Consider the following 8728-nt stretch of genomic DNA (forward strand, 5'->3'; position numbering starts at 1 on the left):
ATATTAAAGATTGCATTAATGTAAATTTTTGAGGAAAATAGCAGTATAAATGCGTATTACTAAGGGAGGTGTTTTTAATGGTAACTAGATTAGACATAAATCCACGTACTTTAGCTTATTACATTGACAATTCTGGAGTTTCTAAAGATTATTTAGAAATGAAAGTTCAGAACATTGATGCTTTTTTAGACGGCAGTAAAACCCCCACTTTTAATCAACTTTCAGAAATTGCTAAACTTATTGATGTTCCGACTGGCTTGCTGCTTCTTTCAGATCCAGTTGAGGCTGATAATAATACACTTAAATTTAGAACGATTAATTCAAATCGGATTGAAAAGATTAGTAATGAACTTAGAGATACGATTATTGAAATGCAAACAAAGCAGGATTTTCTGCGAAACGAAATTGATTATGAACTCGATTTTATCGGAAAATATTCAATAAAAAATGATTACCAGCAAGTTGTAGATGATATGCGTAATTATCTCGATATTCCAATTAACTATCAGAAAAATGTGGGAAAGAATGCCTTGAAATATTTTAGAGATAAAATGAATAAAATAGGTATCTTTATCTTCTTTAATGGCTCAGTGAAAAGCAATACGCATCGAAGCTTGTCGCTAGATGAGTTCAGAGGTTTTGTCTTAAGTGACAAAAAAGCCCCCATTATTTTCGTTAATTCTAAAGATAGTGAAGCAGGACGATTATTTACACTTGTTCATGAATTAGTCCATCTTTTTCTTGATCAGGAAGAAATATTTGACACAGGATCATACAAGTTTGATCGCACAGAAGCCTTTGTTAATAAAGTAGCAGCAGAAGTACTGCTACCAGATGAAGAAATTAGAAAACTAAATAACTATGATATTGAATTTTTAGCTCACAAATTTCCCGTTAGTAAATTTGTCATTGTACGTAAACTATATGATATGAAGATTTTGACGAAAAAAGAGTATGATGAAAAAGTTTCACAGTTAGAAAAAGAATTTGCGAAAATCCCGCTAGATAAAAAAACTAGGGGTGGAAACTATGATAATAATATCAGATTTCGTTTTGATCAGACTTTTGTACATTATATTGAAAATGCAATAAAACAAAATAAGATTACTTATACGGACGCTTTTAATATTGCTGGTGTTAGTTATAAGTCGTTTAAGATTCTGACGGGGGGCAGAATGTAATGGAAAAATATTTGCTGGATACTAATATCTATATAAATTTTTATGAACGGTATTATCGGGTAAAGTATTTTCCCAGTTTTTGGGCTAAGCTACCTGCCATTTTAAATAAATATGTTGTCATTCCCGAAATTGTGGTCGATGAAAACTACCAAGCCCCTAAATTTAGAAAATGGTTGGATAAAAATTATTTAAAAGAAATAATAAACCATAAAAACTATGCAATACAATGGGCCAAAGTACTACAATATATTGGCGACTGTGAATATTATAAAGATGAAGCATTATCAGCTGACAGAGGATGGGCACATGAAAAAATTGCAGATCCTTGGCTTATTGCTATTGCAAAAGAAGAAAATTTAACCATTGTAACAAGTGAAATTCGGAATCCTAATTTGCACAATCCAAATGGTAATAAGGCCGCAAAAATACCTGATGTGTGCGATGACTTAGATGTTGATTGCATTGACATGAATGATTTCTTTGAGAAAATCAATTTGTGCATTTGAATTTTTAGATCGAGATAGTTATTTACTAAACTAAAAATAGCAAGAGTTGAAAAACAATCAGAACATAATAAGTTGAGAACAAATTGGTGCTAAACTGATTTGTAAAAACTAAGTTTGTTCTGATTGTTTTTATATATAAATCTTTGAAAAAAGGAGCAGCAATACAATGAATAAAAACACATTATTTCAACATGGGACTATGCAAATGCTGGTTGAAGGCCTATTGGAAGGCACTTTACCGCTATCAGAATTGTTAAAACACGGCAATATTGGTATTGGAACGGGTGATGGCGTTGATGGTGAATTAGTAATATTGAATGGTGTCGGTTACAAAATAGATGTTAGTGGTCCGGCTGTGAAACTGCCAGATGACTTTAAAGTGACTTATGCTGACGTTGGTTTTGCGGATTATCACAAATTCAAAAGCTATCAAAATGTCGAATTGACAGAAATGCTAAAAGATGTTTTAACAAAAAATACCGCTCAAAATCAATTTTTCGCAATATTAACTAAAGGTGTTTTCCAAAAAATTCGTACAAGGTCTTCCAAAAAGTCACATAAGCCATATCCGTCTCTGGGAGAAATAGCTGAAAATCAAGTGGAGTTTGAAGCTGAAAATATTTCAGGCACAATGATTACTTATTACACACCAACTGTTTTTCAAGGTGTCGGAGTTTCAGGATTTCATAATCACTTTTTGGCAGATGACTTAAGCTTTGGCGGTCACATTTTGGCAGCAACGATGAAAGATGTAGTAGTCAGCGTTCAGCCCATAGAAAACTTTGAATTGCATTTGCCAGTTGATAATCAAGAATTTTTAAATGCCAATTTAAGTGACACCAGCAACTTGAATAATGTTATTTCGAAGTCAGAATAACTTTGGTGTGAAGATTGTTTGAACTCTAAAATTAAAGTGCTCGATTATAGCTAAAAATATAATCGAGCACTTTTTAATGTCTAAAATCATAAGAAATAATTTTAAGAAGTTGAATCCAATATTATTTTGGTTAAAGCAACTGATTTTTCAGCTAACTTTTAAGAAATTAAAGTTACCGGTAGGGTGTAGATTTTCTTAAAGTCTTCGGTTGGATGATGAATCTTTTGGATTAAGATTTCTGCTATTAAGTTAGTCATGTCCTTAGTTGGTTGCTTAATTGTAATTAATTCAGGAAATAGATTTTGCACCAAAGCGGTTCCATCAAATCCTGTTATTAAAGGGTAATATTCCTGTTTACTCGTGAATTGTTTAACCAAAAGTGCAGTATTATCGTCGGTACAACAAATAGAATCATAAGCCTTGGAATTAATAATTTGCGCAATAGCAATTTTTTTGGCCATGATTGAACTATTGAAATCTAAATAACTGGTATTAACATTTACCTTATACAAGTTAAAGACTGATAACATTCCTTTAATTCTATCATTAATTGGGTACAAATCAGACTTATCACCTGAAATGATTAATATATTCTTTTTGCCTAGGCTTAATACCTTCTCTGCTATTTTTTTGCCACCGTCTAAATTATCACTTCTTATCTCTATAATATTTTTAAAGTCCCGATCAAATGAAACGATTGGTAAATTTCGTGATAAAGAGTGATAAGAATTTTGCAAATGCGAACAGACGACTATCCCATCAACCTTGCGAGAACGGATATCGTTAACAAAATTCTCTAAACTATCTTGAGGATTATTTGCAATAGTAAATAGAACGTCATAGTTATAGTAATTCAGACTTTCTACCAGATTATTAAGAAAGTCCGCATAAAAGGGATTATATATATTAGGCAATATAGCTTTGATAATTCTTTTTGATGCTGTGACTTGCTTTTCCTTTACTGGAACTTGGTATCCAGATTTTCTGATCGCTTCTAAGACATTTTTACGTGTTTTAGTACTAATATAGCCATTATTATTAATAACTCTTGAAACGGTAGCAATTGAAACATTTGCTAATTCGGCTACTTCTCTGATAGTTATTTTCATTTTTACACCTATTTATGAAAATTTACATACTGTTAACTACTAGTTTTATAGCTTATTATACAGTTTTAAGATGTAAATTACTTTAAAAAGTAACATTCGGTTTTCATTTTGATATTATAAATTCTGTAAGAAAAAGCGATTTCAGTAAATTGAGAATGGGGAGATTCAATGAAAGTCAAAAACAAAGCTTTACTGATCACATATCCAGATAGTCTTGGAAGCAATCTGCAGGATTTGACTTTTGTAATAAACAAGTACTTCAAAAATGCCATTGGCGGAGTTCACCTATTACCATTTTTTCCGTCAGCTGGTGATAGAGGATTTTCACCTTTAAGATACGATAAAGTGGATCCCAAGTTTGGCACTTGGAAAGATGTTGAAGAACTTGGTAAAAACTATTATCTAATGTTTGATTTTATGATAAATCACTTGTCACAGCATTCATCTTATTTTAAAGACTTTCAATCTAAGAAGTTTAAAAGTGAATTTTGCAATCTTTTTTTAAGTTGGGATAGGTTTTGGCCTACTGGTCGACCAACCAAAAATGACGTTGCTATCATTTATAAGAGAAAAAATAAAACTCCATGTAAGGAGATAACATTCGAAGACGGTAGTAAAGAAAAAATGTGGAATACTTTTGGCCCTGACCAAATGGATCTTGATATCAGAACCAGTACTACACAAAAGTTTATTAAGCATAATCTGCAAAACTTAGTAAAACATGGTGCAAGTATAATTCGCCTAGATGCTTTTGCTTATGCTATTAAAAAATTAGATTCAGATGATTTTTTTGTGGAACCAGAAATCTGGGATTTATTAGAGCAAATAAAAAATTACTTAGCAGATACTGACGCGGTTATTTTGCCAGAAATTCATGAGCACTATTCAATGTCATTTAAAGTTGCAAAACATGGTTATTTTATTTATGACTTTGCTTTGCCTATGGTACTACTCTATTCGCTTTATAGTGGTAAAAGTGATCAATTAGCAAAATGGCTTGAAAAGTGTCCTATGCATCAATTTACTACTCTTGATACACATGATGGAATTGGAGTAGTAGATGCTAAGGATATTTTGACCGAGAAACAGGTAGAGTACACTACTAATAAGCTTTACCAAATAGGGGCTAATGTGAAAAGAAAATATTCAAGCATTGAATATCACAGTCTGGATATTTACCAAATTAATACAACGTATTATTCAGCGTTAGGTAATGATGATCAGAAATATTTTATTGCTCGTTTAATTCAAATGTTTGCGCCTGGTATTCCTCAAATATACTATGTCGGTTTACTAGCAGGTAAGAATGACATAGAGCTACTTGAAAGAACTAAAGAAGGTCGTAATATTAATCGACATTACTATAGTCTAAAAGAAATCAAACAAGAAGTTCAGCGTCCTATAGTTAAAGCATTGATAAAGTTATTAGAATTTCGTAATAAAGAAAAAGCATTCGATTTGCAGGGTTCAATTAAAGTTTTGACACCTAGTGATCATGAAATTGTAATAACAAGGACGAATAAGCAAAAAACAAGTGAGGTCACTGCAAAAGTTGATTTCGAAAATTTAACATATTTCGTAACAAAAAATAAAAAGAAAATAACGTTTTAATGAAAGGAAGTTAGTATATGAACAAATTAAGAAAAGATTTCTTATGGGGTGGAGCTGTTGCTGCTAATCAGATTGAAGGAGCTTGGAATGAAGATAACAAAGGTTTAAGTATAGCTGATGTAGTAACTGAAGGAGCTGTAGCTAAACCAAGAATAATAACCAATGGAATTCAAAAGGGAAAGTATTATCCAATGCATAAGGCCAGTGATTTTTATCATCATTATAAAGAAGATATTAAGCTTCTTGCTGAAATGCATTTTAAATGCTTTCGTTTATCAATTGCATGGTCAAGAATTTTTCCTAACGGCGATGACAAGGAGCCAAATGAAGATGGTTTAAGGTTTTATGACAATGTATTTAATGAATGTAAAAAATATAATATTGAACCTGTAGTTACATTTTCTCATTTTGAAATGCCTTATTCTCTTGTCAAAAAATATGGTGGTTGGACAGATCGTCGAGTAATAGATTTCTATGTAAAATTTGTTGAAGTATGTTTTTCAAGATATAGAAATCAGGTTCATTACTGGATGACATTTAATGAAATCAACAATCAAACTGACTACAATAGTGATTTAAGTATGCTGGCTGATTCAGGTATTTTAATTAATAATCTTTCTGAAGAAGAACGAGAAGAAAGAATGTACCAAGCCGCGCATTATGAGTTAGTTGCAAGTGCTAAAGCAGTGCAGATTGGCCATGCAATTAATCAAGATAATAAGATTGGCTGCATGATTAATATGACGCCTCAATATCCTTATTCTTGTAAGCCGGAAGATATATTTCAGGCGCAAAAAGCCATGCAAAGACGATATTGGTTTGCGGATGTACAAGTATTAGGTAAATACCCCGAAAACATGGAAAGTTATTTTGAAAAGAATAATCTTCGCAAAGACATAACAGATAATGATCGTGAGGACTTGAAAAAAGGTAAAACTGATTTTATCGGATTAAGTTATTACAACTCAAATACAATCAAGTTTGAAAAAAATAATCCAGATTTCAAATTTGTCGGATCAGAATTAAATGTTAACAATCCATATTTAAAGCAAACTCAATGGGGCTGGCCAGTCGATCCTTTGGGCTTTAGATATTCATTAAATTGGCTAACAGATCATTATCATAAGCCACTTTTTGTAGTGGAAAATGGCATTGGTGCAGAGGACAGGGTAGAAAATGACAAATCAATTCATGACGAATACAGAATTAGTTATTTAAAAGAGCACATAAAGTCAATGATTGATGCCATTGAACAAGATGGAGTTGACGTAATTGGTTACACTCCTTGGGGGTGTATTGATCTGGTATCAATGGGTACGGGTCAAATGTCAAAAAGATATGGTTTCATCTACGTTGATAGTAATGATAAGGGAGATGGTTCATTTAGAAGGTTAAAAAAGGATTCTTTCTATTGGTATAGAAAAGTAATTGATTCTAATGGTAAAAATTTATTTTTGGAGGATGAAAAATGAAAAATGGATTTTCAAAGTGGGTTAATAATAAATTAGTCCCACCCGTACTTAAATTTGTCAATTTCAAAGCAATCAGGGCTTTAAAAGATGGTATCCTTTATACACTGCCACTTTTAATGATCGGCTCTTTATTTACTTTAATTGCCAACTTTCCTTGGGCCCCTGTAACTAATTTTTTGACTGTTAATGGATGGATGGATCCTTTAAATCAAATTAATGGAGCCACATTTTCAATTATTGCAATTATTGCAGTCTTAGGTGTTAGTTATCAATATGCCAAGATAGAGAATGTTGAACCATTAGGTGCCGCTGTTATAGCCTTATCTTCTTTTCTTGTACTCACAAAATCAACTGCAGTAACTGCAAATGGTAAATTTACAGTTGCAAATGTTATTCCAAAAGACTGGACGAGTGGCCAAGGAATGATTGCCGCTATAATTGTCGGATTATTAGTTGGATGGGCTTATTCTGCAATGATTAAACATCACTGGACAATTAAAATGCCAGAAGCTGTTCCATCAGGAGTTTCTAATTCTTTTGCAGCTCTGATTCCCGCAGCTGTCATTATTTCAGTTACCTTTGCCGTATATGCACTCATCCACTTTGTATGGAATACTACATTTATTGAAGGTGTATATAAGATTATTCAAACTCCTCTACAGGGTATGACAGACTCAGTTTGGGGCGTAATGGCTTATTGTTTTATAGCAACATTTTTCTGGTGGTTCGGAGTCCATGGCGGTACCATTGTCACAAGCATTTTTTATCCAATTTTATTAGCAAATTTAACTTCTAACCAAAAACTCTTAGATGCTGGTAAAGCCTTAACAATTGGAAATGGTGCACACGTATTCACGGATCAATTCACAGCTATCTTGATTAATATGACTGGCACTGGAGCAACTATTGGGTTGGTAATCTATATGTTCTTCTTTGCCAAATCTCAGCAAACGAAGCAATTGGGTAAACTAGCCATTGTTCCTACGCTTTTCAATATTAATGAACCAGTAATTTATGGTGCACCAATAGTAATGAATCCCTTCTTATTTATCCCGTTTGTATTAACACCACTGGTGATTGGACTTTTGGATTATGGACTCATGACTGCTGGAGTACTTCCGCTATTCAGCGGTGTTCAAGTTCCGTGGACCACACCGGCAATTATTTCAGGTTTTATTCTTGGTGGTTGGCGTTTGGCTTTAGCTCAAGCAGTTAATATTGTTATTTCATGCCTAATTTACTTTCCGTTTATTAGAAAAGTCGATAATCTCAATTATGAAAAGGAGCAAGCAGCTGTAAATAAAAACTAAATATTATTCAACTTTGATTAAGAGCATTTATTAAATAATTTTAAAGAGTCAGTTTACTAATAGTAAACTGATTTTTTGTAATTTAGGAATTTTTAGAATAGTTTTTTTCAAGAGAGTCCGAAATTATAAGAAGGTAAAACAAACTATAATTGACATTATCATTGCTGAACCGGCTGACCAGTGCAAAATTTTAAGCACTTTTCGTCTAATTTTTTAAAGAATTAGTTTTTTTATTTATAATCAGCCATTATATTTTGCCTCCTAATTTGACACCCGTACTTATTCATTTTATTATTAGATAAATTTAATAAAATTGATTTAGCATAAAATGAAAGAAGCAAGCACATGACATTAAAGGGACTGATTGGCTCCAATAAACGACGAGCAATTTTTATTATCTTACTTTATTTTATTTTCGCTGTTACCGGCTCACTTGACCAATATTTTTTTCAATTTGCAGTTAATGGATTAAGCGTCGGCAATTTGCCTGTTTATATTCGCTGGCAATTAATTGAATTTATCCCGGTAGTTTGTGGTGTATTTATTCTGCCTTTAGCGACTTACCTTTTTAACGCACAGATTCAGGAATATCTTGATCAATTAAGAGGGCAAATGGTAGACCATTTTTATACTGAAAACGATGCGACAGTGGCGCAAATGCA

At 32.5% G+C, this 8728-nt stretch carries 7 protein-coding genes and 1 pseudogene; 7 read left to right on the forward strand and 1 reads right to left on the reverse strand.

Annotated elements, in window-relative coordinates:
- Nucleotides 1-77 precede the first annotated feature (77 nt).
- The 3 genes from Q0R51_RS08655 to budA all read left to right on the forward strand — a co-directional run bounded on the left by Q0R51_RS08655 (nt 78) and on the right by budA (nt 2564).
- Nucleotides 78-1181, forward strand: a complete 1104-nt coding sequence (locus tag Q0R51_RS08655) for an ImmA/IrrE family metallo-endopeptidase (RefSeq protein WP_294758157.1) — start codon at nt 78-80, stop codon at nt 1179-1181.
- The gene (locus Q0R51_RS08660) at nt 1181-1687 is read left to right on the forward strand and encodes a DUF4411 family protein (protein WP_122026396.1); all 507 of its coding nucleotides are present in this window, start codon (nt 1181-1183) and stop codon (nt 1685-1687) included. The genes Q0R51_RS08655 and Q0R51_RS08660 overlap by 1 nt, the downstream gene beginning before the upstream one ends.
- A gap of 166 nt (nt 1688-1853) precedes the next feature.
- A complete protein-coding gene (budA, locus tag Q0R51_RS08665; protein WP_294758160.1) occupies nt 1854-2564 on the forward strand; it encodes an acetolactate decarboxylase in 711 nt (236 codons plus the stop codon).
- A gap of 158 nt (nt 2565-2722) precedes the next feature.
- Here budA and Q0R51_RS08670 read toward each other — a convergent pair whose 3' ends face one another.
- Complete coding sequence (locus Q0R51_RS08670; protein WP_294758161.1) at nt 2723-3673, reverse strand: LacI family DNA-binding transcriptional regulator; 951 nt, start codon at nt 3671-3673, stop codon at nt 2723-2725.
- A 168-nt stretch (nt 3674-3841) separates the two neighbouring features.
- Between Q0R51_RS08670 and gtfA the strand changes: the two genes are divergently transcribed.
- The 4 genes and pseudogenes from gtfA to Q0R51_RS08690 all read left to right on the forward strand — a co-directional run.
- Nucleotides 3842-5284, forward strand: coding sequence for a sucrose phosphorylase (gene gtfA / locus Q0R51_RS08675; RefSeq protein WP_294758163.1), 1443 nt, complete (start codon nt 3842-3844; stop codon nt 5282-5284).
- 17 nt (nt 5285-5301) lie between these two features.
- Entirely contained in the window at nt 5302-6756 is a 1455-nt protein-coding gene (locus tag Q0R51_RS08680; protein WP_294758165.1) for a 6-phospho-beta-glucosidase, read from the forward strand.
- Nucleotides 6753-8066 (forward strand): PTS sugar transporter subunit IIC, encoded by a 1314-nt coding sequence (locus tag Q0R51_RS08685; RefSeq protein ID WP_294758167.1) that lies wholly within the window; start codon nt 6753-6755, stop codon nt 8064-8066. Before Q0R51_RS08680 ends, Q0R51_RS08685 begins: the two co-directional genes overlap by 4 nt.
- Before the next feature lie 345 nt (nt 8067-8411).
- Nucleotides 8412-8728 (forward strand): annotated as a pseudogene (locus tag Q0R51_RS08690) (ABC transporter ATP-binding protein); the annotation flags it as partial.

Origin of the sequence: uncultured Lactobacillus sp. (assembly GCF_946477725.1) — a bacterium.
Lineage (GTDB): Bacteria > Bacillota > Bacilli > Lactobacillales > Lactobacillaceae > Lactobacillus.

Bases quoted from the DNA above. Each gene is read 5' to 3' on its own strand.
- gtfA (WP_294758163.1), top strand. From the start codon at position 3,842: ATGAAAGTCAAAAACAAAGCTTTACTGATCACATATCCAGATAGTCTT.
- Q0R51_RS08670 (WP_294758161.1), bottom strand. From the start codon at position 3,673: ATGAAAATAACTATCAGAGAAGTAGCCGAATTAGCAAATGTTTCAATT.
- Q0R51_RS08680 (WP_294758165.1), top strand. From the start codon at position 5,302: ATGAACAAATTAAGAAAAGATTTCTTATGGGGTGGAGCTGTTGCTGCT.
- Q0R51_RS08660 (WP_122026396.1), top strand. From the start codon at position 1,181: ATGGAAAAATATTTGCTGGATACTAATATCTATATAAATTTTTATGAA.
- Q0R51_RS08685 (WP_294758167.1), top strand. From the start codon at position 6,753: ATGAAAAATGGATTTTCAAAGTGGGTTAATAATAAATTAGTCCCACCC.
- Q0R51_RS08655 (WP_294758157.1), top strand. From the start codon at position 78: ATGGTAACTAGATTAGACATAAATCCACGTACTTTAGCTTATTACATT.
- budA (WP_294758160.1), top strand. From the start codon at position 1,854: ATGAATAAAAACACATTATTTCAACATGGGACTATGCAAATGCTGGTT.